Below are 25,520 nucleotides of genomic sequence, written 5' to 3'. Positions count from 1 at the left end.
GGAGGGCTATGCTGCCGAGGCGACGAACTACGCGGGTCGTTTGCCCGTGGCCGCATTCTGGGTAGCGATGCAGATCGTGGGCCCCACCCATCTACACGGCAGCACCAACGCGCTGGAGGTTGCGTTGACCGACGACGTCCTGGTCGTACACGGAGGCACTCCCCTGGAAGGGCGGATTCGCGTACGCGGCGCGAAGAACCTCGTTTCCAAGGCGATGGTCGCCGCCCTGCTGGGTGACACCCCGAGCCGGCTGTACGACGTGCCACGGATCCGGGACGTCGAGGTGGTCCGCGGGCTGCTCGGCCTGCACGGGGTCAAGGTCAGCGACGGCGATGAGGACGGGGAGCTCGTCTTCGACCCGTCCAACGTCGAGAGCGCCAGCACCGACCAGATCAACGTGCACGCCGGCTCCAGCCGGATCCCGATCCTGTTCTGCGGCCCGCTGCTGCACCGGCTCGGTCACGCTTTCATCCCGGACCTGGGCGGCTGCCACATCGGCCCGCGTCCGATCGACTTCCACCTGCAGGCGCTGCGGGAGTTCGGCGCGACCGTCGAGAAGACGCCGGAGGGCCTGCACCTGTCGGCGCCGAACGGGCTGCACGGCACCAAGTTCGCCCTGCCGTACCCGAGCGTGGGCGCCACCGAGCAGGTGCTGCTGACCGCGGTGATGGCCGAGGGCGTCACCGAGCTGCGCAACGCGGCGGTCGAGCCGGAGATCATCGACCTGATCTGCGTCCTGCAGAAGATGGGCGCGATCATCAAGGTGCACACCGACCGGGTGATCGAGATCCAGGGTGTGAAGCGGCTCAGCGGCTACACCCACCGGCCGATCCCGGACCGGATCGAGGCGGCCAGCTGGGCGGCGGCGGCGCTGGCCACCCGGGGCCACGTCGAGGTGCTCGGCGCCCAGCAGGCCGACATGATGACCTTCCTCAACATCTTCCGCTCCGTCGGCGGCGAGTACGAGGTGACCGACCTGCGGCCGCCGCGGGCCGGCCGCCCGGGCCAGGAAGGAGGCATCCGGTTCTGGCATCCGGGCGGCGAGCTGAACGCGGTGGCGCTGGAGACCGACGTCCACCCCGGCTTCATGACCGACTGGCAGCAGCCCCTCGTCGTGGCGCTGACCCAGGCCCGCGGCCTGTCGATCGTCCACGAGACGGTCTACGAGCAGCGGCTCGGCTACACCCAGGCGTTGAACTCGATGGGCGCCAACATCCAGGTCTACCGGGACTGCCTGGGCGGCACCCCGTGCCGCTTCGGCCGGCGCAACTTCAAGCACTCCGCTGTGATCGCCGGCCCGAGCAAGCTGCACGCGGCCGACCTGGTCATCCCGGACCTGCGCGCCGGGTTCAGCCACCTGATCGCGGCCCTCGCCGCCGAGGGCACCTCCCGGGTGTACGGCGTCGACCTGATCAACCGCGGCTACGAGGACTTCGAGGCCAAGCTGGCGAACCTGGGCGCACACGTAGAGCGTCCGTAACATCACACTGCGTTTCCCGCGCCCGGTGCACCCGCGATGTGCACCGGGCGCGGCTGTTTGGCTACCCTTCACGAGTGCCCCTGTTTCGTCGTAAGCCCACCGACCTCGTCGAAGAGTCCGTCGCCACGGTGACGACCGACGAGGCGTCCGTTGCCACCCGCCCCCGGGGCTACACGCCCAGCAAGAAGGAGCTGGGTGTGGTGACGCCGAAGCGGCCTACCGAGGGCCGCCGGCCGGGCGCGCCGACCAAGCCGCTGAGCAAGGAGGAGGCCCGGGAGCAGCGCCGGGTGGCGCGCGCCGAGTCGGCGGCCGAGTTCCGCCGCGAGGGCGGCCCCCGCGACCGAGGCCCCGAGCGGCTGCTGGCCCGCAACGTCGTCGACTCCCGGCGTACGGTGGGCACGTGGTTCTTCGGCGGCGCGCTGATCGTGCTGCTCGGCTCCAACCAGGCCATGCCGCCGATCGTCCGGTTGCTCTCCAACGTCCTGTGGGCCGCGCTGGCGCTCGGTGTGCTGATCGACTCGATCCTGATCTCGCGCCGGATCAAGAAGCTGGTGCGCGAGCGCTTCCCCAAGAGCACCGAGCGCCTCGGCTCGCTCTACTTCTACGCGATCATGCGCTCGATCACGTTCCGCAAGATGCGGGCCCCGGTGCCCCAGGTGAACATCGGCGACAAGATCTGACCGGGCCCCGCCCCGGGTCGGCCCCTTCCCGCCTCGGCGGGGAGGGGCCGCGTCATTCCACCCCGAGTAGGCGCAGCAGCGCGGTGGTGCCGGCCGCCGCGACCACGACCAGCACGAAGGGCACCCGTCGCCAGGCCAACGCCAGCCCGACCAGCACCCCCGCCGGCCGGGCGTAGCCGGCGAACCCGCCGGCCTCGGTCAACGCGGCGGTGGCGGCGAGCGCGGCCAGCAGCGCGGCGGCGGCGACCGGCAGCAGCTGCCGGGACCACTCGGGCAGTTCCAGCCGGTCGCGCAGGAGCACCCCGGCGACCCGGAAGCCGTACGTGCCGGCGGCCAGGGCGATGATCACGGCGATCAGCATGAGGCCTCCTCGGTGCGCACGATGGCGTCCGGCGCGATCGCCGTGTCCGGCCTGATCGCCGCTGATGGCCTGATCGCCGCAGCCGGCCCGATCGCCGCTGATGGCCCGGTCGCCGCAGCCGGGGTGCGGCGGCGCAGCGCGGGCACGACGACGGCGACGAGGGCGAGCAGGACCGGCAGGCCGGCCGGCAGGAACGGTGTGGCCAGCACGGCGAGCCCGGCACCGGCCAACGCGATCCGGCGGGTCTGCGGGTCCCGCAGGCTTGGCAGCAGCAGGGCGGCCAGCCCGGCCGGGAAGGCGGCGTCGAGGCCCAGCACCGCCGGATCGCCGACCGCACCGCCCGCCACCACGCCGAGGAGTGTGCCCGCGTTCCAGGCCAGGAAGAGCAGCGCCCCGGCAACCCAGAACGCGTGCCGACGAGCCGGGCCGGCCGGCCGGGCCAGGGCGAACGCCGTCGCCTCGTCGGTCATCAGGTGGCTGCCGAGCAGCCGCCGCCAGCGCGCCGGGCCGAGGCTGCCACCGAGGGCGAGGCCGAACGGCAGGTGCCGGGCATTGAGCAGCAGCCCGGCGAGGACCCCCGCGAGCGGGCTGCCGGCGGCCACCAGGCCCACCGCCATGAACTGCGCGCCACCGGCGTACACGAACACCGACATGGCGAGGGTGGCCCAGGCGGGCAGGCCGGCCGCCACCGCCATCGCGCCGAACGAGGCGCCGACGGCGAGCATCGCCGCGCCGATGGCGGCGACGTCGCGGAGCACCGCCGCATCGCCCGTTCGATTTGCCGTACGCATGTCCATTATCCTGGACGCAGCGACACGCGTTCGTCAAACCGAACAGACCGACCTATGGAGCGAACAGTGACGGTCGATCCCGCTCCCCCGCTGGCCACCATCGCAGCGGCCCTGCGCCGCGAGCGAGACCGGACGGGCATCTCGCTGACCGAGCTGGCCCGCCGGGCCGGCATCGCCAAGTCCACCCTCTCCCAGCTGGAGAACGGCGCCGGCAACCCGAGCGTCGAGACGCTCTGGGCGCTGGGCGTCGCGCTGGGCGTACCGTTCAGCCGGCTGGTCGAACCTCCCACGGCCGCCGTCCGGGTCGTCCGGGCCGGCGAGGGCCCCCGGATCCGCTCCGAGCACGCCGACTTCTCCGCCACCCTGCTCGCCGCCGGCGCGCCGCACGTCCGCCGCGACGTGTACGTGATGGAGCTGGAGCCCGGTGCGGTCCGGGTGGCCGAGGCGCACACCCCGCGCAGTGTCGAGCATGTCGTGGTGGCGGCCGGGCGAATGCGGCTCGGCCCGGATTCCGACCTGGTCGAGCTGGGTCCGGGCGACTACGCCACGTTCCCCGGCGACACGCCGCACCGATACGAGGCGCTGGCCCCGGGCACCTTCGCCGTGCTCGTGATGGAACACCCCTGAGCCGGCGGCAGGCCGGCGCTCAGCCGATCTCCGCCGGGGCGCGGTAGAGCCGGGCGACGACCTCCTCGATGTCCGGCTCGACGATCGAGATGTCCCGCAGGGCAGCCAGGCCGGCGAGCCCGGCCACCACCTCGGCGACGCTCGCCGACTCCAGCGCGAAGACCAGTCGGTGCCCGTCCGCCGCCGTCCGCACCAGCGGCGCGCCGGGCAGCGCCGGCGGTTCGGGCAGCGGGGCGTCCAGCTCGGCGACGACCATCCGGCGGGAACCGTAGCGGCTGTGCAGCGCGGCGATCGAACCGTCGTGCACCACCCGGCCGTGGTCGATCACCACGAGCCGCTGGCAGAGCCGCTCGATGTCGGCCAGGTCGTGGGTGGTGAGCACCAGGGTGGTGTCGCCGGCCCGGCCCAGCTCGGCCAGGAAGCCCCGGACAGCCTGCTTGCTCACCACGTCCAGCCCGATGGTCGGCTCGTCGAGAAAGAGCACCTCCGGGCCGTGCAGCAGCGCGGCGGTCAGCTCGCCACGCATCCGCTGCCCGAGGGAGAGCTGGCGGACCGGAGTGTCCAGGAACTCGTCCAGGTCGAGCAGGCCGCGGCAGCGGGCCAGCCGGGCGGCGTGCTCGCCCGCGGGCACCCGGTAGACGTGCCGGAGCAGCTCGAACGAGTCGCGCAGCGGCAGGTCCCACCAGAGCTGCGAGCGCTGCCCGAAGACCACCCCGATGCGCAGCGCCAGGCGGGTCCGCTCCGCCACCGGGCGGAACCCGCAGACCCGGGCCTCCCCCGCCGACGGCATGAGCACGCCGGTGAGCATCTTCAGGGTGGTCGACTTGCCGGCCCCGTTGGGGCCGATGTAGCCGACCATCTCGCCGCGCTCGACCCGCAGGTCGATCCCGTCGACCGCGGTGACGGTGCGCCTTTCCCGGCGCAGCCGGCCCGCCTTCACCCGGACCGTGAACTCCTTGCGCAGCCCGCGCAGCTCGATGACGCTCATCAAGACCCCGTACTCCGGTAGTGGCGGATCCCGACGCGCCAGGCCAGGGCGGCGACCGCCGCGGCGACCAGCGCGACGCCCGGCGCGACCCAGCCGACCCAGGCGGGCAGGCCGAGCGGGTCGGCCCGGCCGAGCAGCGCCAGCGCCGGGTGGTAGCTGACGAAGGCAAAGCCCATCCCGTACGCGAAGAGCGCACGGAACCAGCCGCCGTAGACGGTGATCGGGTATGCCGTGAAGTCACGCCCGCCGTAGGTGACCGAGTTGGCCAGCTCGCCCGAGTCGATCCAGTAGAACGACACGGTGGCGGTGATGACGAAGACGGAGCCGAAGAACACCACCGCGGCGAGCGGGGCGACCACCGCCAGCGCCGCCCGCTCCGGTGTCCAGTGGATGCCGGCCGAGGCGAGCGCCACCACCAGCACGGCCAGCCCGAAGACCGCCCGGGACACCTTGCGCAGCGGCAGGTCCATGAGCAGCAGCTGGGGCAGCGCCGCCAGCGGGCGGACCAGCACCGCGTCGAACAGACCGGTGCGGACATACCGGGACAGCCGCTCGATGTTGCCGACCAGCAGGTCCGCGCTGGCGAACGCGAACGACGACAGACCGACGATGACCAGCGTCTCGCGCAGCGTGAAGCCGCCCAGCTCCCGGGTGACCCCGAAGAGCACGAACACGGTGACCACGTCGAACACGGTGGCCCCGACGTTGCCGATCAGGTCCACCACGAACGACGTCCGGTAGGCCGCCTGCGACCGGGCCTGCGCGCCGAGCAGCGCCCGGTACGCGGAAAGCGTCCCCGGCTCAGCCACCCTGCACCACCAGCCGGCGTTCGGCCCGGCGCTGCACCAGCCGGCTGAGGGCGAGCAGCGCGACAGCCCAGCCGAACTGCACCCCGACCAGGCCGAGCCGCATCGGTGCCGGATCCCGCTCGACCAGCACGTCGAGCGGGATCTGAAGCAGACTCGGGAACGGGGTGCCGTAGCGCAGCACGGCCTCCAGCCAACCGGGCAGGAAGCCCAGCGGGAAGTAGAGCCCGGCGAGCACGCCGGAGCAGAGCGTCCACAGAATCAGCGGGCCCCGCACGTCCTGCAACCAGTACGCGGTGGCGTTGACCAGGTAGCGGCAACCGAAGCAGACCAGCACGGCAAGCAGCACGGAGAGCGCGAACAACGGCCAGGTGGCCGGCTGGCGGGGCAGGTACACGTCGAACAGGAGCAGGCCGACCAAGACCGGCGGCACCAGCCGGGACAGCGCGGCGAAGCCGGCCCGGCCCAGGTCGGTGGCGAGGTAGCTGGTCACCGGGTGGACCGGGCGGAGCAGGTCGGCGGCGATCTCACCGGTGCGAATCCGGTCGGCCAGCTCGGTCCAGCCCCAGAGCAGGACCACCGCCAGCAGTCCCTGCCCGACCCAGACGAACGTGGCGAGCTGGGTCCGGTCGTAACCGGCGACCCGGCCCGTCGCGCCGGCCGCCGCGACGAAGATGTAGTAACGCAGGAAGCCGAAAACGCTGTTGGTGATCACGCCCGCCAGGGCGGCCTGGCGGTAGGTGGCGTATCGCCGAAAACCGGATGCCACTATAGCGCTGAATGTCCGAAACCATCGGGTAACGTTTGCGCTCGTGGGCGATGCCACAGTGGCGGTGACGGAGCCCACGCCGCTACCCTCCTTTCGCAGCCACGACGTGCCGGACCGGGCGACTCTACCGGCACGTCTGGCGCCCGGCGCGACAATTTTCCAACGAGGTGACATCGCCGTGAGCGATCGACGCGAGCCGGCCCCGGGGCCGCGCCGCGCGGGCGGCGACAGGGTCCCCCGATGAGCGGCTGGGACCGCTGGCGCGAGCTGGCCGAACCGTCCTGGGCGGCCGAGCCCACCCACGAGTGGCGCCCGCAGTTCCCGGGGCAGCGCTACCCGGGCGACATCGGCATCGAGAACCTGACCCCGCCACCCGCGCCGCGTGGCCGGGCCGCCGTCGTCGGCCGCGCCGAGGTGCACCCGGTCAACCCGCCACCGGGCCGGGACGCATACCCGGTCAGCCCGGCGCCGGCTGACCGGAACGGCGCGTACCCCGGTCCCGGCGAGCGACCCGCGTATCCGGACGGGCGCGGCCGGGACGAGCCGCGCCCGGGCGAGCGGCGGCCCTGGGCAGACCGCCACGCGCCGGACGACGTGCGCGCGGACCAGTCGCCCCGACGCGGCTTCGCTCCGCACCAGGGCGACCGATACGACCCGCGCGGCCAGGACCGGACGCCGGACCGCGCACGCTCCGCCGGCTGGCCGGAGGACCGGCACGACCCGCGCTGGGTACGCCCCGAGCCCGGACGGCGGATGCCAGCGCCGGACGGGGACTCCCGCCGACCGGTCTCTCCCGCGCCTGAGCCCGGTTGGCTGCCGGAGCCCGAGGAGTTCCCGCACCGCCCCCAGCCGCGCCCGGCCCGGTCGGAGCAGCACCGGGGAACACCCGAGGGACCGCCCTCCGCAGTGCCTCGCGGCCCGGTGGACCGACGCGACCCCGGCTTCGACCGGCCGGTCGAACGGCGGGAACCGGGCTTCGACGGTGCGCCACGCCGCGATTCCGACCCGCGCCGGGAGGCGGCCGCACACGCCGGGAACCCAATGCCGGCCCCACCCACCGCACCCGACGGTCACCGGCGGCCCGTGGATCCGTACCGTGCGGAGCCCGGCCGGCCCGGTGGCCCACGCCCCGGCGCCCACGGCCCCGACGAGCGGTGGGACGGCCGCCGCCTGCCGTCGGACTCGGCGCACCCGCGTGCCGAGGAGTGGCCGCCTGTCGAGCGACGCCCCCGCAGCGAGCCGGCCGGCTACCGGCCCGACGAATGGCACCGCCCGACCGGCCCCGACCGTCCCGGTCCGGACGGCCGGCCGGCGCGCCCGGCCGAAGCCGGTCCGGTCCGCCCCGACACCGGCTGGCCCAGGCCGGAAGCGCCGAACGCCCGTACCCGCCCCGACGACGTCCGTGACCGGCCGGCCGCGTCCGCCCCCCGGCCGGACGGCCTGCGTGAGCGACCGCCGGTGCCGGCCGCGCCGAGGCCTGAGGACCGGCGGCCTCCGGCGTACGCCGCGCCCGAGGACATGCGCGAGCGTCCTGCGGCGTACGCAGCCGACGACAGGCGGGAGCGGGCGACGTCCCCTGCCCCAACGCCACCCGTTTCCGCGCCGCCCGCGTCCACGCCGCCCCGGCCACCGGTTCCGGAGTCGATGGCCGTCCCGGCACCGCAGACCCGGCCGGTCGACGCCCCGGCGTCGGCGCCGCCGGCCGGACCGGTATCGGCGCCGCCGGCCGCCCCTGCGTCCACGGGCCCGGCCGGCGGCGTGCCCGAGCCCGTATCACCTCCATCGATGGTCGAGGCCGGAAGCGACCCCGGTGCCGCGGAGACTGCGCGGCCCGTCCGGCCCGACGACAACCCGGCGGTTACGCATTCGGCGGGTCGCCCGGCCGGCGGCATGGACGCCTGGTTCCGGCCGAACGGGCCGGTGGCGGATCCACCCGGCGAGACCGAGGCCCGCCCAGCAGCCCATGACGAACCGCTGCCTGTACCGCCAGCCGGGCAGGGTGCGGCGGGGCAGCCGATCAGCGCCGCCCCGCCTGCGCCGGTGTCGGGATCGCCCGCCTCCGCCCCGCCTCGCGTCGGCGACGAGCGGGGCGGCGACGAGCGGGGCGGGGAGCCTCGACCGCCCGTGCACGTCCCTGCCGACGCCGAGCCCGCCACCGGCCCGATCCCGCCGACCGATGAGGACGATCCGCCGACCGCCGACCGGCCCACCGCGGGAGCGCCCACCGCGCCGCCGGCTGGAGGCCCGGCCACCGCATCGGACGCCATGTCGGCCGCGCCCGTGTTCCCGATCCAGGATCCCGGCCCCGCGGCGCCGCCGGTGTCGGCACCACCGGCCCCGGTGTCCGCCCCGCCCGGGTCCGCACCGCCCGTGTCCGCCCCTCCGGCGCCGAGCCCGTCGTCGGTGTCCGCGCCACCCGCCCCACCGGCATACACTCCACCGCCGGTGTCCGCGCCGCCGGCCTACGCTCCGGCACAGGTATCCGCGCCACCCGCGCAGATCTCCGCGCCGCCCGCGCAGGTGTCCGCGCCACCCGCGCAGGTATCCGCGCCACCCGCGCAGGTATCCGCGCCACCCGCGCAGGTGTCCGCGCCGCCGGCACCGGCCGCCCCGGCCGAGGACGAGCCGCGGGAGGTACGCCCGGCGGACCCGGAGCAGGCGCTGGCCGCCGTCCGGTGGCGGCTACACCCGGAGAAGCTGCGCGAGGAGGCACCCGATCCGGAGGCGCTGCGTGCGATCCTGGACGGGCTCACCACGAAGCTCGGCAGCGCGCTGGACAACCGCACCCGGGCCCGGCTGCTGAGTCTGCGGTCGGTGGCCGCCCGGATCCTCGGCGACCTGGACGACGCCGTCGCCGACGCGCGGCTCGCGCTCACGTACGCGGAGGCCACCGGCGAGCTACGGCGGACCGCGCTGGCCCGCGCGCGGCTGGCCGAGGTGCTGCGCTGGCGGGGCGAGCACGCGGAGGCCGACCGGCTCTTCGCCGAGGCCAATTCGTCCGAACTGCCCGACCGCCTGCGCGCGGTGCTGCACGAGCACGCCGGCCGGTCCTGCTACGACCAGGGCCGGCTCGTCGAGGCGTGCCTGCACTTCGAGCGGGCCCTGGACCTGCGCCAGGGCGAGGATGCCGAGCTGAACGCGCGTACGGTGGTGGCGCTGGACGCGGTCGCCGAACGGGCTGGGGCCGACGGCTTCGGCCCGAAGCCGCGTACCCGGGAGACGATCCTGGGCGAGCAGCGGCACCCGGCGCCCACGTTCGACGACGAACAGCAGCTCTGGGGGTACGCGGACGCCGAGGGCGAGCTGGTGATCGAGCACCGGTACGCCGAGGTGCAGCCGTTCCGCGAGGGCCTGGCCTGGGTACGCCGCCCGGAGGCGTCCCGGTGGGCGCTGATCGACCCGGCCGGGGTGACGCTGATCGAGGCGAACAACGGCTACCGGGCGGTGGGCTCGTTCTCCGAGGAGCTGGCCTGGGTGTCGATGGACGGCAAGGGCCGGTGGATGGCGGTCGACCCGACCAACATCGTGCGGATCCCGCCGGGTTACGAGGACGTCCGACCGTTCCGGGGCGGCCTGGCGGTGGTCCGCCAGAACGGCGGCTGGGGCGCGGTCGACCGGACCGGTCAGGTCGTCGTGCCGACCCGGTACCACGGCTTCACCACCACCCTGGCCGACGGCCGGTACGTGGACGGCTTCACCGAGGAGGGCCTGGCCGTGGTGGAGTTGGCCGGCCGCCGGGGCGTGGTCGACCGGACCGGCCGGGTGCTGGTCGAACCGGCGTACTCGGCGCTGGTCGTGCACCCGGTCGCCTTCCTGGTGGGCGACGAGTCGGGCCGCTGGGGGGCGCTGGACCGGCGGGGCGAGCCGCTGATCGCGCGGGCGCACCCGAGTCGCGCGGCGGTGGTCGCGGAGATCGAACATCTGCTCGCCGACACCAGCCCGGTGCTCTGACCGGCGGCGGTGACCATGATCGGGCGGGGCTAGGGTCGGGGTATGGAATTCCGACACCTAGGCCGCTCGGGCCTGATGGTCAGCGAGATCTCGTACGGCAACTGGATCACCCACGGTTCGCAGGTCGAGGAGGAGGCGGCGACCGCCTGTGTGCGGGCCGCCCTGGACACCGGCATTACCACCTTCGACACCGCCGACGTGTACGCCGGCACGAAGGCGGAGGAGGTGCTGGGCCGCGCGCTCAAGGGCGAGCGCCGCGAGGGGCTGGAAATCTTCACCAAGGTCTACTGGCCGACCGGCCCAGGTCGCAACGACCGCGGGCTGTCCCGCAAGCACATCATGGAGTCGATCAACGGCTCGCTGCGCCGCCTGCAGACCGACTACGTGGACCTCTACCAGGCCCACCGCTACGACTACAGCACTCCGCTGGAGGAGACGATGGAGGCGTTCGCCGACATCGTGCACTCCGGCAAGGCGCACTACATCGGCGTCTCGGAGTGGACGGCGGCGCAGCTCCGCGAGGCCCACCGGCTCGCCCGCGAGCTGCGTATCCCGCTGGTCTCCAGCCAGCCGCAGTACTCGATGCTGTGGCGGGTCATCGAGGCCGAGGTGATTCCCACCTCGGAGGAGCTGGGCATCGGCCAGATCGTCTGGTCGCCGATGGCCCAGGGCGTGCTCTCCGGCAAGTACCTGCCGGGCCAGCCGCCGCCGGCCAACACCCGGGCCACCGACGAGAAGTCGGGCGCCGGTTTCATCGCCAAGTGGCTCACCGACGAGGTGCTCACCCGGGTGCAGCGGCTCAAGCCCCTCGCGGAGCAGGCCGGGCTGACCATGGCGCAGCTGGCCATCGCCTGGGTGCTGCAGAACCCGAACGTCTCCTCGGCGATCGTCGGGGCGTCCCGGCCGGAGCAGGTGCACGACAACGTGAAGGCGGCGGGCGTCAAGCTCGACGCCGACCTGCTCAAGGCGATAGACGAGATCGTCGAGCCGATCACCGAGCGGGACCCGGCGAAGACCGAGTCCCCCGCCCAGCGTCCGTGAGAATCCCCGGTCCGGTCGGCGCGGCGCGCCCCGGCCGGACCGGGTCCGGCGCAGCCCTACCAGAAGCGGATCAGCTCCCGGCCGAGCAGGTAGAGGTCGGGGGGCAGGCCCAGCAGGTCCGCGATGCCGAACACCGCGCCGAAGAACCAGCCACCGATCCGCGGGTTCCACAGCAGCGCGAACAGCAGGATGAAGCCGAACGGGGCGAACATGTCGTACATCCGGCGGTAGGACGGGCTGAGCCACGGCTGGATCATGTTGCCGCCGTCCAGGCCAGGCACCGGCAGCAGGTTGAGCACGCTGGCGGTGAGCTGAAGGAACGCCAGCAGGCCCACCCCGGCCCAGAACGCCAGCGGGCCGCCCACCAGGCCGGGGCCGATCAGCAGCGTCATCACCAGCAGCAGGGTGAACAGTACGTTGGTGGCCGGGCCGGCCAGGCTGACCAGGGTGTGCCGCAGCCGGCCGGGGATGGCGTGCCGGTCCACCCAGACCGCGCCACCGGGCAGGCCGATCCCGCCGAGCAGCACCACGACCACCGGCAGAATGATCGACAGTAGTGGATTGGTGTATTTCAGGGGGTTGAGCGTGAGATAGCCCCGGTGGGCGATGTCCCGGTCCCCGGACCGGTAGGCGACCACCGCGTGGGCGTACTCGTGCAGGCAGAGCGACACCAGCCAGCCCGAGACCACGAACAGGAAGACGTCGAACCGGACGTTGCCGAACCCGTACCAGGTCAGCACGCCGCTGGTCACGAAGAGCGCGACCAGCGCGAGGAAGATCGGGCTGGGCCGGAACGCCGCGCGGGGCACCCCGAGCACCAGCGGCTCGGCCGGCCGGTCGTAGCCCATCACTGGGCCGGGGGCAGCAGGCTCATCCGGTACTCCACCCGGTCGTCCTCGACGAGCGTGACGGAGGTGACGCCGGACGTCGCGAGCTCCCGCCAGGTCTGACCGATCCACGACTCGGCGTCCGCCTGGCTGCCGAACGACTCGCTCGGGCCGTCGACCGACTCGCCGTTCGTGCCCTCGTACCGCCAGCTCCACGCCATGCCGTGTCTCCCCTCACCGCCGTCCTCCCGGGACGGAACCCCCGCAAGCGTAGTCGGCCGGACGAACAACGGCCCGGGCAGCACGTGCCGGACCGGACACCCGGGTGGATCATGCGACAGATCCACGGCCGGTACGGTGGCGCGGTGCTGACTCGAGGAGTGGTCCTCAGCGACCGTTACCGGCTGAACGAACGCATCGCCACCGGTGGCATGGGGGCCGTCTGGAAGTGCACCGACACCCTGCTGGATCGCGAGGTCGCGGTGAAGGTGCTGCTGCCGTCGCTGGTCGCCGACCCGGAGTTCACCACCCGCTTCCACGCCGAGGCCCGGATGATGGCCGCGCTGCGGCACCCGGGCATCGTGCAGGTGCACGACTTCGGCTCCGCCACCCTCGCCGACGAGAGCCAGGTCAGTTACCTGGTGATGGAGTACGTCGACGGCGATCCGCTGGTGACGTGGGTCCGGCGCGCCGGCCGGCTCGACCCGGCGTCCACCATGTCGGTGGTGGCGCAGGCCGCGCACGCGTTGCACGCCGCTCACCTCGCCGGGATCGTGCACCGCGACGTCAAGCCCGGCAACCTGCTGGTGAAGCGGGACGGCACGGTGGTGCTGGTCGACTTCGGGATCGCCCGGGCCACCACCATGGCGGGGATCACCGCCGCGCACATGGTGCTCGGCACCGCCTCGTACATGTCGCCGGAGCAGGCCACCGGCCAGCCCGTCTCGTCGGCCACCGACGTCTACGCGCTCGGCGCGGTCGCGTACTTCTGCCTTGCCGGCCACCCGCCCTTCGAGGGCGACAACCCGCTCCAGGTGGCGCTGCGGCACGCCCAGGACGAGCCCGCCCCGCTGCCGCCGGGCACGCCCCCGGCGGTGGTGGAAATGGTCAACCGGGCGCTGGCGAAGAGCCCCGGCGACCGGTACCCGAGCGCGCTCGCCATGGCCGAGGCCGCCCAGGACGTCCGGGACGCCACCCTGGCCAGCGTCCCCGTTCCGCCGCAGCCGCCCTGGGCGGTGGCCGGCCCGGCCGTGCCGGGGGCCGCCGCAGACCGGTCCGGGGGTACGCCGTCCGGCGCGTCCCCATCCGCCGGGTCCCCGGCCAGCCCGGGCGTCGGCGAGCCCTCGGATCCGCGCCCTCCCGCACCGGCGCCGAAGGCCACCGCCGCTGCGGCCGGCAGCGGCGGCCCGCCCCCGGCCGGTCCCGTCTGGTCGGTCGGCGTGGCGCAACCCGGCCAGCCCGGTCCGCGCCCCGGGGGGTACGGGCCGGAGCAGAACCGGCCCGCCGGCTCCGGCGTTCCGCCGACGTTGGAGGAGCCCTCGGGACGTCCGGGGCGGGGACGGGCCCTCGCCCTGGCCGGGGCGGCCGGCGTGGTTCTCGTCGCGGTGGCGGCCACGGTCGCCGTGGCGGCGCTGCGCGACGACGACCCACCGCAGGGCCGGTCCGCGCAGACCACGCAGACCACGCAGACCACGGTGGACGCGGTGGACGCGGAGGGCCCGGTCGCCGACCCGGAGCCGACACCGCAGGTCACCGAGGGTGCTGCGGGGCCGACGCCGAGCCGTACCGGGCGGACCGAGCGATCGCCGTCCGCCGCCCCGAACCGATCGACGCCCGGTGCCACCACTCCGTCGGCCGGGGCGCCCGCGCCGGCGTCCCCGTCCACCGGCGGCACCGGTGCGCCGAAGCCGACCAGCACGACCAAGGCCCCGGAGAAGCCCAACCCGTACACGGCCGGGCAGGCGTGTGGCAGCGGCTACCAGGTGATCGACTCGGCCACGCTGACCGCGAACGGGGTCCGCAAGGGCCGGGTCTACCTGCTCTACAACTCGGCCAACGGGAACAACTGCGTGGTCACGCTCAAGGACACCGACGTCGGCCGGGCCACCCCGGTGACCGCGTACCTGGAGGTGCAGGGGAAGACCCGGCAGACCGACGGCGGGTCGTTCGCGTACTACGCCGGGCCGGTCCGGGCCGCCGCGGCCAAGACCTGCGTCAAGTGGGGCGGATCGACCGGCGGGGCCAGCTACAACAGCCCATCCGGGCACTGCGGCTGACCGGTCGTCCCAGCCCGTCGGCTCACGCACGGGCCGGCGGGCGGCGACGGGTCGGACGGCTTTAAGGTACGGGCATGTCCGTTGACGGGTGGAACACGCTCCTGGTGCTCGGCGGTATCCGGTCCGGCAAGTCCGAGTTCGCGGAATCGCTGGTCGCCGACGCACCCATGGTCCGATATGTGGCCACCGCGCCCGAGGGGGACCCGGCGGACACCGAGTGGGCGACCCGCCTGGCGGCGCACCGCGCCCGCCGGCCGGGCACCTGGACCACCGAGGAGACCGCGGCGGATCCGGGCCGGCTGGCCGAGGTGATCGCGGCGGCCGGGCCGAACGAGACGCTGCTCGTCGACGACCTGGGCGGCTGGGTGACCGTGCTGCTCGACCCGGCCCGCCAGCCCGCCGACGACCCGGCCACCATCGCCGAGCTGGCGGCGGCCGTCCGGGCGAGCAGCGCCCGGCTGGTGCTGGTCAGCCCGGAGGTGGGGCTCAGCCTGGTGCCGACCACGCCGCTCGGCCGGGCCTTCACCGACGCGCTGGGCGCGGCCAACCGGGCGATCGCCGACGCCTGCGACGCGGTGGTGCTGGTCGTGGCCGGCCAGCCGGCCTGGCTGAAGCCGGCCGCCCCGCGCCAACCCGCCGTGCCGTCCCAGGCCGGCCCCGGCCAGGCCGGCGCACCGGTGGCGACGGCCGCAGAGTGGGCCGAACCGCCGCCGGCGGTCGCCGCCGGCCTGACCATCGAGCCCGGCATGGAGCTGCCCATGCCCGACGACTACGTCGGTCCGCAGGCGGTCGACCGGCTCGCCACCCTGGACATCCCCGGCGCCGGGCTCGGCGTGCTGGAACGGGTGGTCGGCTTCGCCGCCGCCACCCAGGGCACCGCGACTCCCGCGCCCTGGACCTCCGTGCGGGTGCTGCTGCTGCACGGCGACCACGCCGGCGGGGCGTCGGCCGGCGCAACGCCCGACGAGTCGGCCCGCCGTGCCCGGCAGGCGCGCGCCGGCCAGGGGGCGCTCGCCCGGCTGGCCGCCGAGTGTGGGGCCAGCCTGCAGGTGGTCGAGGCGCCCGCCTCCGCCGCCATCGAGGACGAGCCGGCGCTCACCGCCGAGCAGGTCGAGTCGGCCCTGCGGTACGGCTGGCGGCTGGCCGAACAGGCCGCCGACGCGGGCGTACAGCTGCTGGTGCTGGCCGCGTGCGGGGCCGGCGCCGAGGCGGCCGCCGCGGCGGTGCTGGTGGCCACGACCGGCGCGGAAGCGCCGATGGTGCTGGGCCGGGTGCTGACCGAGCAGGGCCAGATCGACGACGCGGCCTGGATGGTCCGCTGCGCCACGGTCCGGGATGCCCTGCACCGCACCCGGCGTGGCCCGCGCGACGCCAAGGACGTGCTGGCCGAGCTGGGCGGCGGGGACATCGCGGTGGCCACCGGCGTGCTGCTCGGCGCGACCGCCCGGCGGATCCCGGTGCTGCTGGACGGGCCGGTCGGGGTCGCCGCCGGCCTGGTCAGCCGCGACCTGGCCGGGCAGGCCCGGCACTGGTGCCTGCTGCCCGACCACGGCGGTCAGCCCGCGGTGCGGCACGCCGCCGACGTGCTCGGCCTGGCCCCCCTGGTGGACCTGCGGCTCGGCCTGGGCGAGGGCGCGACCTCGCTGGCCACCCTGCCGCTGCTGCGCTCGATGCTGTCGTTGGCGGCCACCCTGCCGGTGCACCCGTCGCTGCGGGACACCGAGTACGACGAGGACGAATTCGCCGAGCCGGAACCGGCCGGCCCGGGGCCCAGCCGGCCCACCCCCACCGAACCGGAGTTCGCCGAGCCGGAGCCAGCCGGCCCGGGACCCAGCCGGCCCACCACGGTCGAGCCGGACGAGGCGGTCACGGTGCCGGAGTCCCCCGGCCGGCGTGCCGACTGAGGCACGGGTCGCCGACGGAATCCGGCTGGCGGTCACCACCTTCACCACACTGCCGGTCCGCGCCGGCCGGGTGGACCGGGCCGCGGCGGGTGCCGCGATGGCGCTCGCCCCGGCGGTCGGGGCGCTGCTCGGCGCGCTGCTCGCGGTGGTGTTGCTGCTGGCCGCCGCCCTCGCGCCCCCGCTGGTCGCCGCCGGGGTCACCGTCGGTCTCGGCGCGCTGCTCACCCGGGGCCTGCACCTGGACGGGCTCGCCGACACCGTGGACGCGCTGGGCTCGTACCGGCGCGGCGCGGCGGCGCTGGAGATCATGAAGAAGCCGGACGTCGGCCCGTTCGGGGTGGTCGCGCTGGTGGTCGTACTCCTGCTCCAGGCCGCGGTGCTCGCCGGCCTGGCCGGGCGGTCCTGGCCGGCGGCGCTCGCCGGGGTGGCCGCCGCCACGGCGGCCGGGCGGCTCGGCGTCGGCCTGGCCTGCCGCCGGGGGGTGCCGGCCGCCCGGCCGGAGGGGCTGGGCGCGCTGGTGGCCGGCACGGTGGGGCCGGTCGCGCTGGTCGTCGGCGCGGCCGCCGTCGCGCTGCTGGCGGTGCCGGCGGTGCCGGGCCGCCCGTGGCAGGGGCCGCTCGCCGTCGTCGTCGCGCTCGCCGTCGCGGCGGGGCTCCTGCGGCACGTGGTACGCCGGCTCGGCGGCATCACCGGAGACGTGCTCGGCGCCACCGTGGAGATCGTCACCACGCTGGTCTACCTGGGACTGGTGCTGTCCGGCTGAGGGTCACCCGTCGCGGCAGGTAGCGTTCGTGGTCGACGGCAGCGGCGCGGTCGAGGGGGACGGCATGCTCATCACGGACGATTTCCTGCCCGTACCGGTGCCGGAGTCGCTGGACGCGACCTACCTGGTGCCGATCGCGGGGCTGCCCAGGGTCAGCCCGAAGACGGCGGTGGAGGCCCTGGCCGGCCGGCTCGCCGAGCCGGTGCACGGGCTGGCGAAGCAGATGCTGGCCAGCCCGCTGATGAGCGTGGACACCCGGCAGATCAGCGAGTTTCCCGAGCTGCCGCCGGATCTGCTCACCGCGTTCGGCGCCACCGAGACTCAGCTGGCCCGGCTGGCCGCCGCGACCCACCTGGTGGTGGTGCAGGCGGAATATCGGCCCGGGTGGCCGCCGGCGCACGAGTGGGCGGCCCGGGCGGTGGCCGCGGCGATCGCCGAGACGGTCGACGGGGACGTGGTGGACGTCTTCGGTCTCCAGTTCCTGGACCCGGCGGCCGCGCTGCGCTCCCTCCCCGACGCCGACGGTCGGATCCGGCTGGTCGACTGGGTGCTGGTGCCCTACTCGTCGGACACCGACGGGCTCTGGTTCACCACGAAGGGGCTGCGCCGCTTCGGGCTGCTGGAGCTTCAGGCCCAGGGCGTGCCGGACCACCTGACCCGGGCCTGGGGCGCGGTGATGACCGGTGCCGCGCGGCGGCTGCTGCGGGACTGGACCGCGGGGCTGGCCGGCGAGGAGGTGCCGGCGTTCGTGCAGCTGCCGGTGCTGGCCACGGTGACCGGGCACGACATCGCGGTGGCGTACGGGAATCCGGGGCAGCACGGCGCGACCGCGCCGGTGCTGCTGCGGCTGGAACTGGATCCGGCGACCGACCCGGACGCCGACTCGTTCCTCACCCTCAGCCCGCCGCCGGGTCATCCCGGGCCGGCCGGCCGCTACTTCGCCGCGGCCTGCGCCACCCTGTTCAGCGGCATCCAGCCGGACGTCCGGTACACCCGCGCGGGCGACGCGATGAGCAGGGCGATCGCTGCGGCCCGGGCCGGGCTGGGTGACATCCGGGCCCGGTTCCTCGCCGGTCAGCTGCCCGTCGAGTCGCAGCTGGTGGTGAAGTACGGCCTGCCCGGCGACGACGGCCCCGAGTACGTCTGGGCCGGGGTGACCTCGTGGGAGACCCCGGAACGGATCATCGGCGCCAGCGCCAGCGACGCCAACAGCGATCCCACCGTCCGGATCGGCGCCCCCGTGGTGGTGGAGACGACGGACGTGGTCGACTGGGCCGTCCTGGACGCCACCGGCGTCATAGAAGGCGGTTGGACCCAGGCCGTCCTCGACGCCGGCAACCCCCCCACCGCCTAGCCACGTTGATCATGAGGTTAGCGGTGTTGTTGATCTCTTTTGCCGCCACCAACCTCATGATCAACGAGGGCTGACCTCAGCGGACGGAGGGCTGGATGAAGGGGGGGCGGGTCAGGCGGAGGTGGGCGCGGCGGCCTCGGATGTCCACCTCCACCGTCTCGCCGTCCGGCAGCTTCGGGTCGGTGTCGATGAGGGCCAGGGCGATGCCCTGCTTCTTGGTTGGGCTGAACGTGCCGCTGGTGATCGTGCCGATCTGCTGGTCGCCGGCGTACACGGCCATGCCGGGGCGCGGAATCGCCCGGTCGACCGCCTCGAGGCCGCGCAGCGTACGCCGGGGGCCGGCGGCCTTCTCGGCGAGCAGCACCTCGCGCCCCCAGAAGGCCGGCTTGTCCCAGCCCACCGCCCAGCCGGAGCGGCCCTGCACCGGAGTGATCTCCGGGGACAGGTCCTGCCCGTGCAGCGGGTAGCCCATCTCGGTACGCAGGGTGTCCCGTGCGGCCAGCCCGCAGGCCCGCAGCTCGTACGCCGCGCCGGCGGCGAAGAGCGCGTCCCACACGGCGACCGCGTGCTCGGCCGGGGCGACCAGTTCGAAGCCCAACTCGCCGGTGTAGCCGGTGCGGCACACGGTCAGCTCGACACCGTCGAGCGTCGCGCTGGAGAAGCTCATGTAGTCGTGGTCGGTGGGCAGGCCCAGCGCGTCCAGCAGCTCCGCCGAGCGCGGCCCCTGCACCGCGAGGATCGCGTACGCCTCGTGCTCGTCGGTGACGACCACGCCGTCCGGCGCGGCGGCGCGCAACCGGCGGACCACCTCGGCGGTGTTCGCCGCGTTCGGGATGAGGAAGACGTCGTCGTCGGCGTGCAGGTAGGCGATGATGTCGTCCACCACGCCGCCGGTGGCGTCGTCGCAGCAGAGCGTGTACTGCGCCTTGCCCGGGCCGATCCGGCGCAGGTCGTTGGTCAGGCACGCGTTGACGAAGTCCGCGGCGCCCGGCCCGGTGATCCGGGCCTTGCCGAGGTGCGAGACGTCGAAGACCCCCACCCCGGTACGCACCGCCGTGTGCTCCTTGAGCACGCCGCCACCGGCGTACTCCAGCGGCATCTCCCAGCCCCCGAAGGGGGCGAACTTGGCGCCGGCGGCGGTGTGCCGCTCGTGCAACGGGGAACGACGCAGCCGGGTCACGGCAGCGTCGGAGGTCACCTCGGTCATGGGTGGCAACTTACCGCCAGCTGGCAGGCTGGTTAGCATCGGCGGGACCCCGTCGGAGCCCATCGGCGGGACAGCCACGCGTCCGGCGGGTAGGTTGCCGCCGGAGACCTTCATCGCCGGTACGCGACGACGCGGCCGGCCCGGCCCGCCCGGAGTAGCCTCAGTGACATCACCTCGTACCACCCTCAGTCTGGTCGACACCGACCCCGCCGAACTCGCCGTCGACGCGATCGTGATCGGCGTGCACAGCCAGACCGCAGAGCAGGAGTCCGACGCCCCCGCCGGCGCCCTGCTGCTGGCCAGCGGCGCGGAGAGCATCGCCGCCGCGTTCGACGGCAAGCTGACCGAGACCCTGGCCCTGCTCGGCGCGACCGGCGGCGCAGGCGAGGTGATCAAGCTGGCCACGCTGGGCACGGTCACCGCCCCCGTCGTCGCCGCCGTCGGCCTCGGTCCCGAGCCGACCGGCGCCGCACCGGCCCCGGAGACCCTGCGCCGGGCCGCCGGCGCCGCGGTACGCGCCCTGGCCGGTGCGCCGCGCGTCGCGCTCGCCCTGCCGCTGCCCGACGACGCTGACGCCCCGGCCGCGCTGCGCGCGGTCGCCGAGGGCGCGCTGCTGGGCGGCTACCGGTTCGCCGGTTACAAGACCAAGCCGCAGCCGGCCCGGCGCGAGCCGGTGGCCGAGGTGCTGGTCGCGGTGCCGGACGCCGGCGACACGACCGCCCAGGCGGAGATCGCGCGGGCCCAGGCGGTCGCCGGTGCCGTGCGGACCAGCCGGGACTGGGTCAACACCGCCCCGAACGAGCTGCGCCCGCCGGCGTTCGCCGAGGCCGTGGCCGCCGCCGCCCGGGAGGCCGGGCTCGGCGTCGAGGTGCTCGACGAGGCGGCGCTGGCCGCCGGCGGGTACGGCGGCATCCTCGCCGTCGGGCAGGGCTCGGAGGCCCCGCCGCGGTTGGTCAAGCTGACCTACACCCCGTCCGGTGGCGGCAACGGCAAGCGGGTGGCGCTGGTCGGCAAGGGCATCACCTTCGACACCGGCGGCATCTCGATCAAGCCGGCCCAGGGCATGTGGGAGATGAAGTCCGACATGGCCGGCGCGGCGGCGGTCGGCGCGGCGATGCTCGCGGTCGCGGCGCTCAAGCCCGCCGTAGCCGTCACCGGCTACCTGCCAATGGCGGAGAACATGCCCTCGGGCACCAGCTACCGGCCGGGCGACGTGATCACCATGTACAACGGCAAGAAGGTGGAGGTGCTCAACACCGACGCCGAGGGCCGGATGATCCTCGCCGACGGCATCGCCCGGGCCTGCGAGGACGGTGCCGACTACCTGTTCGAGACGTCCACCCTGACCGGCGGTCAGGTGATCGCGCTGGGCAAGAAGATCGCCGGCGTGATGGGCAGCCCGGAGCTGTGCGAGCGCGTGAAGGCCGCCGGCGAGGCGACCGGCGAGCCGGCCTGGCCGATGCCGCTGCCGGAGGACGTGCGCAAGGGCATGGACTCCGACGTCGCGGACATCTCGCAGGTCAACGCGGGCATGGACCGGGCCGGTCACATGCTGCAGGGCGGCGTCTTCCTGCGCGAGTTCGTCACCGAGGACGTGGCCTGGGCGCACATCGACATCGCCGGGCCGGGCTACCACTCGGGCGAGCCCACCGGCTACTGGACCAAGGGCGGCACCGGCGTCCCGGTCCGTACCCTGCTCCACCTGGTCGACGACATCGCCGCCAACGGCTGACACCTGCAAGGAAGGGCCCCCTGTTAACGCCTCGTGCAGAGCAGGGGGCCCTTATTAACATCGGCGCCGGACGCATCGGGCGCCGGACGCATCGGCGCCGGGTGCGCCGGTCAGAAGAGCTCGGGACGACGCTTGCGGCGTTCGTTGTAGTCGCGCATGCGCTGCGGGTAGCCCATGAGGCGCACGTCGTAGATGGGGATGCCTTGCTGGTGGGCGAAGCGGCGGGCCTCCTCCGGGCCGCTGACCCGGCGCCGGGTCCACTCGCCGTCGTCGGCGATCAGCATGACCGTGGTCTCGGTGACCGTGGTGCGGGGTTCCAGGTACGCCTCGACTCCGCGCCGAGTGCGGACAAAGTTCTCAAGGTGCTCCAGATCGGCGCGGTTGGCGACCCGGTCGCGGCTCACCGCGCCCGTGCGCTTGCGTCGTCGGAACAGCCCCACCGCACCCAACTCCTCCCCCGTACGTCATTGAAGACGGTGCCAAGAGTACGTGGTGGGGACGTGTCGTTGGGCACCTCGGTACCCGCTCCGTCCCGGGTGGTGACAAGATGACCGAGGTGGGGTGTGCCTGTTACTCCCCCGTAACCCCCGATGCAGTGACGCGACCTGGGAGTTGGACGTGAGCGAGCCGAACGACGCAACCTTCGACATCGTGATCCTCGGAGGTGGTAGCGGCGGCTACGCAACCGCGCTGCGCGCCGCCCAGTTGGGTCTGTCAATCGCCCTGATCGAGAAGAGCAAGCTGGGCGGCACCTGCCTGCACAACGGCTGCATCCCCACGAAGGCCCTGCTGCACGCCGCCGAGATCGCCGACCAGACCCGCGAGTCGGAGCAGTTCGGCGTCAAGGCCGAGCTGGTCGGCATCGACATGGCAGCGGTCAACTCGTACAAGGACGGCGTGATCGCCCGGCTCTACAAGGGCCTCCAGGGGATGCTCAAGGGCAACAAGGCGATCACCATCATCGAGGGCGCCGGCAGGCTGGTCGCGCCGAACACCGTCGAGGTCGACGGCAAGCGCTACACCGGCCGCAACGTCGTGCTGGCCTCCGGCTCGTACGCGAAGAGCCTGCCGGGCCTGGAGGTCGACGGCGAGCGGGTCATCACCAGCGACCACGCCCTGGTCCTGGACCGGATCCCGGCCTCCGCGATCGTGCTCGGCGGCGGCGTGATCGGCGTCGAGTTCGCCAGCGTCTGGAAGTCCTTCGGGGTCGACGTGACGATCATCGAGGCGCTGCCGCGCCTGGTCGCCGCCGAGGACGAGGAGTCGTCGAAGGCGCTGGAGCGGGCCTTCCGCAAGCGGAAGATCAACTTTAAGGTCGGCAAGCCGTTCGAGAAGGTCGAGAAGACCGAGAACGGCGTCCGGGTGACCATCGCCGGCGGCGAGGTCATCGAGGCCGAGCTGCTGCTGGTCGCCGTCGGTCGCGGCCCGAACACCGCCAACCTCGGCTACGAGCAGCAGGGCGTCAAGATGGACCGCGGCTACGTGCTGACCGACGAGCGGCTGCGCACCAGCGTGCCGAACGTCTACGCCGTCGGCGACATCGTGCCGGGTCTCCAGCTCGCCCACCGCGGCTTCCAGCAGGGCATCTTCGTCGCCGAGGAGATCGCCGGCCAGAACCCGGCCGTAATCGACGAGGCCGGCATCCCGCGGGTCACCTACTGCGACCCCGAGCTGGCCTCGGTCGGCCTGACCGAGGCGAAGGCCAAGGAGAAGTACGGCGCCGACAAAATCAAGACCTACAACTACAACTTGGGCGGCAACGGCAAGAGCCAGATCCTCAAGACCACCGGCTTCGTGAAGCTGGTCGGGGTCGAGGACGGCCCGGTGGTCGGCGTGCACATGGTCGGCGCCCGGGTCGGCGAGCTGATCGGCGAGGCGCAGCTCATCTACAACTGGGAGGCCTACCCGGCCGAGGTGGCACAGCTCGTGCACGCCCACCCGACGCAGAACGAGGCCCTGGGCGAGGCGCACCTGGCCCTCGCCGGCAAGCCGCTGCACGCGCACGCCTGACCACGACAACCGCGGCGTCCGGCGACGGGCGATGATCCCACCAGGGAAATGAAGGAGTCTGGAGAACATGCCGGTATCGGTCACCATGCCCCGGCTCGGCGAGAGCGTCACCGAGGGCACCGTCACGCGCTGGCTCAAGCAGGAGGGCGACACCGTCGAGGTCGACGAGCCGCTGCTTGAGGTGTCCACCGACAAGGTCGACACCGAGATCCCGTCGCCCGCGGCGGGCGTGCTGAGCCGGATCGTGGTCGGCGAGGACGAGACCGCCGAGGTCGGCAGCGAACTGGCGGTCATCGCCGGCGCGGGCGAGGCGGCCGGCGCGGCCGCCCCGCAGCCGGCGGCACCGGCGGAGCAGGCTGCGGCGGCCGCCGCCGCGCCGCAGGCCGAGGCGGAGCAGCCGGCGGTGCAGGCCCCGGCAGCCCCGGCGGCACCGGCGCCGACGGGCGCGGGCACCCCGGTCAAGATGCCGGCCCTGGGCGAGAGCGTCACCGAGGGTACGGTTACCCGCTGGCTCAAGCAGGTCGGCGACAGCGTCGAGGTGGACGAGCCCCTGCTGGAGGTCTCCACCGACAAGGTCGACACGGAAATTCCTTCGCCGGTCGCCGGCACGCTGCTGGAGATCAAGGTCGCCGAGGACGAGACCGCCCCGGTCGGCGCCGACCTGGCGGTCGTCGGGGCGGCCGGTGCGCCGGCCCAGCCGACGCCCGCTCCGGCCCCCGCACCGCAGGCCGAGGCGAAGCCGGAGCCGAAGCCCACGGCCGCGCCGGCGCCGAAGGTCGAGGAGCCGACCCCGGGCTTGTCCTACAACGAGCCGGTAGCCGAGGCGGAGGCCGCCGCCCGGCCGGCACAGGTCGAGCAGGCCGCGCAGCCGGCCGCCCCGACCCCGACCCCGCAGCGCCCGAGCGCGCCGGTGCAGGGTGGCGAGGAAGCCGCCGGCTACGTGACCCCGCTGGTCCGCAAGCTGGCCGCCGAGCACGGGGTCAACCTGGCCTCGGTCACCGGCACCGGCGTCGGCGGGCGGATCCGCAAGCAGGACGTGCTGGACGCGGCGGAGAAGGCGAAGGCCGCCAAGGCCGCGCCGGCCGCCCAGCCGGCCCCCGCTGCGGCAGCGGCCCCGGCCAAGCCGGCTGTGAAGCCGCAGCCGAGCGCGAAGCGGGGCACCACCGAGAAGCTGCCCCGGATCCGGACGGCCATCGCCAAGCGGATGCAGCAGTCGCTGCACGAGATGGCGCAGCTCACCACGGTGATCGAGGTGGACGTCACCAGGATCGCCAAGCTGCGGGCGCAGGCGAAGGACTCGTTCCTGCAGCGGCACGGCGTGAAGCTGTCCTTCCTGCCGTTCTTCGCCCTGGCCGCGGTCGAGGCGCTGCAGACGTACCCGATCGTCAACGCCAGCATGGACCTGGACGCCGGCACGATCACCTACCCGGACGCGGAGCACCTCGGCATCGCGGTGGACACCGAGCGCGGGCTGCTGGTGCCGGTGATCCACAACGCCGGTGACCTCAACCTGGGCGGCATCGCCAAGCGGGTCGCCGACCTGGCCGAGCGCACCCGCACCAACAAGATCAGCCCGGACGAGATCGCCGGTGCGACCTTCACGCTGACCAACACCGGCAGCCGGGGCGCGCTCTTCGACACCCCGATCGTGCCGTCGCCGCAGTCGGCGATGCTCGGCACGGGTGCCGTCGTGAAGCGGCCGGTCGTGGTCAACGACCCGGAGCTGGGCGAGGTCATCGCGGTCCGCTCGATGGTCTACCTGGCCCTGTCGTACGACCACCGGCTGATCGACGGCGCGGACGCGGCCCGCTTCCTCGTCGCGGTCAAGGAGCGGCTGGAGGCCGGCAACTTCGAGCCGGCGGGCTGCTTGGCGCCGGCCGGCTCCTTGGCCGTGGCCGGCTCGCCGCCGCTGGGGGCATGTCGCACGGCGAGGAACTGTTCGCTCTCGGCGGG

The 25,520-nt window shown here is 74.1% G+C and carries 21 protein-coding genes; 12 read left to right on the top strand and 9 right to left on the bottom strand.

Features of this window, described 5'->3' with window-relative positions; translation table 11 throughout:
• Positions 1 to 67 precede the first annotated feature (67 nt).
• Complete coding sequence (gene murA / locus ABZ671_RS27585) at positions 68 to 1,480, top strand: UDP-N-acetylglucosamine 1-carboxyvinyltransferase (protein WP_357863562.1); 1,413 nt, start codon at positions 68 to 70, stop codon at positions 1,478 to 1,480.
• 74 nt (positions 1,481 to 1,554) lie between these two features.
• Positions 1,555 to 2,160: a DUF3043 domain-containing protein gene (locus tag ABZ671_RS27580; protein ID WP_357863559.1), complete on the top strand. Its 606-nt coding sequence runs from the start codon at positions 1,555 to 1,557 to the stop codon at positions 2,158 to 2,160.
• A gap of 52 nt (positions 2,161 to 2,212) precedes the next feature.
• Here the strand turns inward: ABZ671_RS27580 and ABZ671_RS27575 are convergent, their stop codons facing one another.
• Both ABZ671_RS27575 and ABZ671_RS27570 read right to left on the bottom strand, forming a co-directional pair.
• Positions 2,213 to 2,521, bottom strand: coding sequence for an AzlD domain-containing protein (locus ABZ671_RS27575; RefSeq protein ID WP_357863556.1), 309 nt, complete (start codon positions 2,519 to 2,521; stop codon positions 2,213 to 2,215).
• Positions 2,515 to 3,312, bottom strand: coding sequence for an AzlC family ABC transporter permease (locus ABZ671_RS27570; RefSeq protein WP_357863553.1), 798 nt, complete (start codon positions 3,310 to 3,312; stop codon positions 2,515 to 2,517). The genes ABZ671_RS27575 and ABZ671_RS27570 overlap by 7 nt, the downstream gene beginning before the upstream one ends.
• Positions 3,313 to 3,378: 66 nt before the next feature.
• Here ABZ671_RS27570 and ABZ671_RS27565 point away from each other — a divergent pair, with 66 nt between their 5' ends.
• Positions 3,379 to 3,939, top strand: a complete 561-nt coding sequence (locus ABZ671_RS27565) for an XRE family transcriptional regulator (protein WP_357863550.1) — start codon at positions 3,379 to 3,381, stop codon at positions 3,937 to 3,939.
• A 19-nt stretch (positions 3,940 to 3,958) separates the two neighbouring features.
• On the opposite strand, the gene ABZ671_RS27560 is transcribed toward ABZ671_RS27565, so the two are convergent.
• From ABZ671_RS27560 to ABZ671_RS27550, 3 genes are read right to left on the bottom strand one after another with little or no spacing between them, the layout of a single operon-like run.
• Entirely contained in the window at positions 3,959 to 4,927 is a 969-nt protein-coding gene (locus ABZ671_RS27560) for an ATP-binding cassette domain-containing protein (RefSeq protein ID WP_357863547.1), read from the bottom strand.
• Positions 4,927 to 5,736, bottom strand: coding sequence for an ABC-2 family transporter protein (locus tag ABZ671_RS27555; protein WP_357863544.1), 810 nt, complete (start codon positions 5,734 to 5,736; stop codon positions 4,927 to 4,929). The genes ABZ671_RS27560 and ABZ671_RS27555 overlap by 1 nt, the downstream gene beginning before the upstream one ends.
• Positions 5,729 to 6,502 carry an ABC-2 family transporter protein gene (locus ABZ671_RS27550; RefSeq protein WP_357863541.1) on the bottom strand — a complete coding sequence of 258 codons (774 nt, stop codon included), beginning with the start codon at positions 6,500 to 6,502 and terminating at the stop codon, positions 5,729 to 5,731. The genes ABZ671_RS27555 and ABZ671_RS27550 overlap by 8 nt, the downstream gene beginning before the upstream one ends.
• Before the next feature lie 240 nt (positions 6,503 to 6,742).
• Here ABZ671_RS27550 and ABZ671_RS27545 point away from each other — a divergent pair, with 240 nt between their 5' ends.
• Both ABZ671_RS27545 and ABZ671_RS27540 read left to right on the top strand, forming a co-directional pair.
• Entirely contained in the window at positions 6,743 to 10,453 is a 3,711-nt protein-coding gene (locus ABZ671_RS27545; protein WP_357863539.1) for a WG repeat-containing protein, read from the top strand.
• 42 nt (positions 10,454 to 10,495) lie between these two features.
• Positions 10,496 to 11,494 (top strand): aldo/keto reductase family protein, encoded by a 999-nt coding sequence (locus ABZ671_RS27540; protein WP_357863536.1) that lies wholly within the window; start codon positions 10,496 to 10,498, stop codon positions 11,492 to 11,494.
• Positions 11,495 to 11,550: 56 nt separating this feature from the next.
• Here ABZ671_RS27540 and ABZ671_RS27535 read toward each other — a convergent pair whose 3' ends face one another.
• Both ABZ671_RS27535 and ABZ671_RS27530 read right to left on the bottom strand, forming a co-directional pair.
• Positions 11,551 to 12,342: a site-2 protease family protein gene (locus ABZ671_RS27535; protein ID WP_357863533.1), complete on the bottom strand. Its 792-nt coding sequence runs from the start codon at positions 12,340 to 12,342 to the stop codon at positions 11,551 to 11,553.
• Positions 12,342 to 12,542: a hypothetical protein gene (locus tag ABZ671_RS27530; protein WP_357863530.1), complete on the bottom strand. Its 201-nt coding sequence runs from the start codon at positions 12,540 to 12,542 to the stop codon at positions 12,342 to 12,344. Before ABZ671_RS27530 ends, ABZ671_RS27535 begins: the two co-directional genes overlap by 1 nt.
• A 144-nt stretch (positions 12,543 to 12,686) precedes the next feature.
• On the opposite strand from ABZ671_RS27530, the gene ABZ671_RS27525 reads away from it, so the two are divergent.
• From ABZ671_RS27525 to ABZ671_RS27510, 4 genes are all read left to right on the top strand, one after another.
• Positions 12,687 to 14,597 (top strand): protein kinase, encoded by a 1,911-nt coding sequence (locus tag ABZ671_RS27525; RefSeq protein WP_357863528.1) that lies wholly within the window; start codon positions 12,687 to 12,689, stop codon positions 14,595 to 14,597.
• A 74-nt stretch (positions 14,598 to 14,671) separates the two neighbouring features.
• Positions 14,672 to 16,501: a bifunctional adenosylcobinamide kinase/adenosylcobinamide-phosphate guanylyltransferase gene (locus ABZ671_RS27520; protein WP_357863525.1), complete on the top strand. Its 1,830-nt coding sequence runs from the start codon at positions 14,672 to 14,674 to the stop codon at positions 16,499 to 16,501.
• Entirely contained in the window at positions 16,491 to 17,264 is a 774-nt protein-coding gene (locus tag ABZ671_RS27515; RefSeq protein WP_357863522.1) for an adenosylcobinamide-GDP ribazoletransferase, read from the top strand. Before ABZ671_RS27520 ends, ABZ671_RS27515 begins: the two co-directional genes overlap by 11 nt.
• Before the next feature lie 64 nt (positions 17,265 to 17,328).
• Positions 17,329 to 18,618 carry a DUF2314 domain-containing protein gene (locus tag ABZ671_RS27510; protein WP_357863618.1) on the top strand — a complete coding sequence of 430 codons (1,290 nt, stop codon included), beginning with the start codon at positions 17,329 to 17,331 and terminating at the stop codon, positions 18,616 to 18,618.
• A 76-nt stretch (positions 18,619 to 18,694) separates the two neighbouring features.
• Here ABZ671_RS27510 and gcvT read toward each other — a convergent pair whose 3' ends face one another.
• Complete coding sequence (gcvT, locus tag ABZ671_RS27505) at positions 18,695 to 19,825, bottom strand: glycine cleavage system aminomethyltransferase GcvT (protein ID WP_357863519.1); 1,131 nt, start codon at positions 19,823 to 19,825, stop codon at positions 18,695 to 18,697.
• A gap of 163 nt (positions 19,826 to 19,988) precedes the next feature.
• Here gcvT and ABZ671_RS27500 point away from each other — a divergent pair, with 163 nt between their 5' ends.
• Complete coding sequence (locus ABZ671_RS27500) at positions 19,989 to 21,557, top strand: leucyl aminopeptidase (protein WP_357863516.1); 1,569 nt, start codon at positions 19,989 to 19,991, stop codon at positions 21,555 to 21,557.
• Between the two features lie 110 nt (positions 21,558 to 21,667).
• On the opposite strand, the gene ABZ671_RS27495 is transcribed toward ABZ671_RS27500, so the two are convergent.
• Positions 21,668 to 21,997, bottom strand: a complete 330-nt coding sequence (locus ABZ671_RS27495; RefSeq protein ID WP_357863513.1) for a hypothetical protein — start codon at positions 21,995 to 21,997, stop codon at positions 21,668 to 21,670.
• Positions 21,998 to 22,175: 178 nt separating this feature from the next.
• Between ABZ671_RS27495 and lpdA the strand changes: the two genes are divergently transcribed.
• Both lpdA and sucB read left to right on the top strand, forming a co-directional pair.
• The gene (gene lpdA / locus ABZ671_RS27490) at positions 22,176 to 23,567 is read left to right on the top strand and encodes a dihydrolipoyl dehydrogenase (RefSeq protein WP_357863510.1); all 1,392 of its coding nucleotides are present in this window, start codon (positions 22,176 to 22,178) and stop codon (positions 23,565 to 23,567) included.
• Positions 23,568 to 23,634: 67 nt separating this feature from the next.
• A partial coding sequence (gene sucB, locus ABZ671_RS27485; protein WP_357863507.1) for a 2-oxoglutarate dehydrogenase, E2 component, dihydrolipoamide succinyltransferase occupies positions 23,635 to 25,520 on the top strand: 1,886 nt, incomplete at its 3' end.

The organism is Micromonospora sp. NPDC006766 (genome assembly GCF_040636055.1).
Lineage (GTDB): Bacteria > Actinomycetota > Actinomycetes > Mycobacteriales > Micromonosporaceae > Micromonospora.
This window is presented reverse-complemented; position numbering and strand designations above follow the sequence as displayed.

Bases quoted from the DNA above. Each gene is read 5' to 3' on its own strand.
- murA (WP_357863562.1), top strand. From the start codon at position 68: ATGCAGATCGTGGGCCCCACCCATCTACACGGCAGCACCAACGCGCTG.
- ABZ671_RS27560 (WP_357863547.1), bottom strand. From the start codon at position 4,927: ATGAGCGTCATCGAGCTGCGCGGGCTGCGCAAGGAGTTCACGGTCCGG.
- ABZ671_RS27540 (WP_357863536.1), top strand. From the start codon at position 10,496: ATGGAATTCCGACACCTAGGCCGCTCGGGCCTGATGGTCAGCGAGATC.
- ABZ671_RS27530 (WP_357863530.1), bottom strand. From the start codon at position 12,542: ATGGCGTGGAGCTGGCGGTACGAGGGCACGAACGGCGAGTCGGTCGAC.
- ABZ671_RS27510 (WP_357863618.1), top strand. From the start codon at position 17,329: ATGCTCATCACGGACGATTTCCTGCCCGTACCGGTGCCGGAGTCGCTG.
- ABZ671_RS27545 (WP_357863539.1), top strand. From the start codon at position 6,743: ATGAGCGGCTGGGACCGCTGGCGCGAGCTGGCCGAACCGTCCTGGGCG.
- ABZ671_RS27575 (WP_357863556.1), bottom strand. From the start codon at position 2,521: ATGCTGATCGCCGTGATCATCGCCCTGGCCGCCGGCACGTACGGCTTC.
- gcvT (WP_357863519.1), bottom strand. From the start codon at position 19,825: ATGACCGAGGTGACCTCCGACGCTGCCGTGACCCGGCTGCGTCGTTCC.
- ABZ671_RS27535 (WP_357863533.1), bottom strand. From the start codon at position 12,342: ATGGGCTACGACCGGCCGGCCGAGCCGCTGGTGCTCGGGGTGCCCCGC.
- ABZ671_RS27520 (WP_357863525.1), top strand. From the start codon at position 14,672: ATGTCCGTTGACGGGTGGAACACGCTCCTGGTGCTCGGCGGTATCCGG.
- ABZ671_RS27570 (WP_357863553.1), bottom strand. From the start codon at position 3,312: ATGCGTACGGCAAATCGAACGGGCGATGCGGCGGTGCTCCGCGACGTC.